Source organism: Polaromonas sp. P1_E1_2 (genome assembly GCF_056406035.1).
The window spans coordinates 1-2469 of sequence record NZ_JBFUAZ010000621.1; the positions used below are offsets into that span (position 1 = coordinate 1).

Consider the following 2469-nt stretch of genomic DNA (forward strand, 5'->3'; position numbering starts at 1 on the left):
TGTCCAACCCGTCGGCATCCTTGGCTGTGATGATGGAAACCGAGCTGTCCTTATCAATCAGATAGCTGGTGTCGACCACCTTGCCGTCAACTTTCCCGCCCAAGGCCGCTTTGGCCAGGCCGGTACCGATTGAGGCGGCGACTTCGGCCACCGTGACGGCTTGGGGGTATTCGCGCTTGGAATCATCGGGGAGCGTGATTTGAATCATGTGAATAACTTTTATAAGCAGGCTGAAATCAGAAAAACAAAAAAGCGCGGAACCTGCCGCGCTTTGATGGGGGATATGGATTTAAGCTATGAAATCAGTAGCTAACAATCACCAAGGGGTGCGGACTAGCGCCCTGGATGACTCCAGAAAACGGACGAGGGCGTAGTTCGCGGTGTCATAACCCGAACGATCCTTCCTGTTTCCAGCTTGATTGATTGCATGCGGCTATTTTACGGCAGCTTGCAGATGGCTCGCCGGCCACCTGTTTGCCTCGCGCCACAAAGTCCTATTGCGGTGAGGCCGGCGGCAAAAATCCCAGGCCAAGGCAACGCGGACATTCGGTGATCACCGTTTGTTTTTCGACTTCAAAATGCTCATTGATGTTTTCGCTTTCAATGCGCAGTTCGCCGGTGCCATTGCAATCAGGACAGGGAACACGCTTGAAACCCACGGTTAATTCCGACACGGCAACCTCCTCCGGTTAATCATGCACATCTTGTGTTTTATGTAACAAACTGCACTCTACGCTAAAAAATGCCTGTAAAAAAGCCCGGACAGGCCCTAAGTCCTGTCCGGGCTGAAAAGCTGCGCGTTAAGGGCGCTAGTGTCTGGGTAATCGTCGGTCAGGTGAGATCAGTGGAACTGCTCTTCTTCGGTAGAGCCGGTCAGTGCGGTCACGCTGGATTTGCCGCCCTGAATGGCGGTGGTCACTTCATCGAAGTAACCAGTGCCAACTTCCTGCTGGTGCGACACAAAGGTGTAGCCGCGGTCGCGTGCTGCGAATTCGGGCTCCTGCACCTTCTCGATGTAAGCCGTCATGCCGCGCTTGACGTAGTCTTGCGACAGGTCGTACATGTTGTACCACATGGAGTGAATACCAGCCAACGTGATGAACTGGTACTTGTATCCCATGGCGCCGAGCTCGCGCTGGAACTTGGCGATGGTGGCATCGTCGAGGTTTTTCTTCCAGTTGAAAGACGGCGAGCAGTTGTAGGCCAGCATCTTGCCTGGGTGAACCTTGTGCACAGCATCGGCGAATTTCTTCGCGAAGTCGAGGTCAGGCGTGCCGGTTTCGCACCACACCAGGTCAGCGTAGTGGGCATAGGCGTTGGCACGGGCTACAGCCTGCTCAAGACCCTTGCGCGTCTTGTAGAAGCCTTCGGCCGTGCGTTCGCCGGTCAGGAAAGGCTTGTCGATCTCGTCGTAGTCGGAAGTCAGCAAATCAGCGGCTTCAGCATCGGTGCGGGCAATCACCAGCGTGGGCACGCCGCAGACGTCGGCCGCCATACGCGCAGCGATCAGCTTCTGGCAGGACTCACGGGTGGGCAGCAATACCTTGCCACCCATGTGGCCGCACTTCTTGACGGAAGCCAATTGGTCTTCCCAGTGCACGCCACCTGCGCCAGACTTGATCATGGCCTTCATCAGTTCGAAGGCATTCAGAACACCGCCGAAACCGGCTTCAGCATCCGCGACGATGGGTGCAAAGTAGTCGATGTAGTCTTTGTCGCCGGCATCAATGCCTTTGGAGTGCTGGATCTCGTCTGCACGGCGGAAGGTGTTGTTGATGGTTTCAACGACCTTGGGCACCGAGTCCACCGGGTACAGGGACTGGTCCGGATACATGGCGGAGTAGCTGTTGTTGTCGGCAGCAACTTGCCAGCCCGACAGATAGATGGCTTTGACGCCGGCCTTGACCTGCTGCATGGCCTGGCCGCCAGTGAGTGCACCCAGGCAGTTCACATAAGGCTCGTTGTGCAGCAGATCCCACAGTTTTTCGGCACCGCGGCGGGCCAGCGTGTGTTCGATCGGGAAGGATCCGCGCAGGCGCACCACGTCGGCGGCGCTGTAGCCGCGCTTGATGCCTTTCCAGCGCGGGTTGGTGGCCCAGTCTTTTTCCAGGGCGGAAATTTGCTGGTCGCGGCTCAATTGTTCGGTCAGGGTTTGCGGCATGGTGGGCTCCGTAGGTTGAATAAAGAAATGGCTAATTCGATGGATCAACTTTARGTCTTCTACAAGACCTTGTGAAGATCTTATGTCTTATATAAGACAAAAATAAAATTCAATAAAATCAATGATATTTATTAAAATTATCGTAATGCAAAATTCAATCTCTCATATTGAGAAATAATTTTGCACTGCAGCATTCGTTAATTCCACATTACGGAATCAATTTATTGAATGATGAAATGTGAAAGGCAGCTTGTATCGATGGCCAAGAGCGCACCTCGGCCCTGACTTTCCTCTCGAGGCCCTCAGAC

The 2469-nt window shown here is 54.2% G+C and carries 3 protein-coding genes; all 3 read right to left on the bottom strand.

Annotated elements, in window-relative coordinates; genetic code table 11:
* On the bottom strand, nt 1–208 hold a 208-nt coding region (locus AC1D1P_RS20835; protein ID WP_477674276.1), incomplete at its 3' end, for a TGS domain-containing protein.
* Nucleotides 209–494: 286 nt separating this feature from the next.
* On the bottom strand, nt 495–674 hold the full coding sequence (locus AC1D1P_RS20840) for a hypothetical protein (protein ID WP_431095808.1): 180 nt from the start codon (nt 672–674) through the stop codon (nt 495–497).
* A gap of 167 nt (nt 675–841) precedes the next feature.
* On the bottom strand, nt 842–2161 hold the full coding sequence (gene aceA, locus AC1D1P_RS20845; protein ID WP_457280344.1) for an isocitrate lyase: 1320 nt from the start codon (nt 2159–2161) through the stop codon (nt 842–844).
* Nucleotides 2162–2469: the final 308 nt, after the last annotated feature.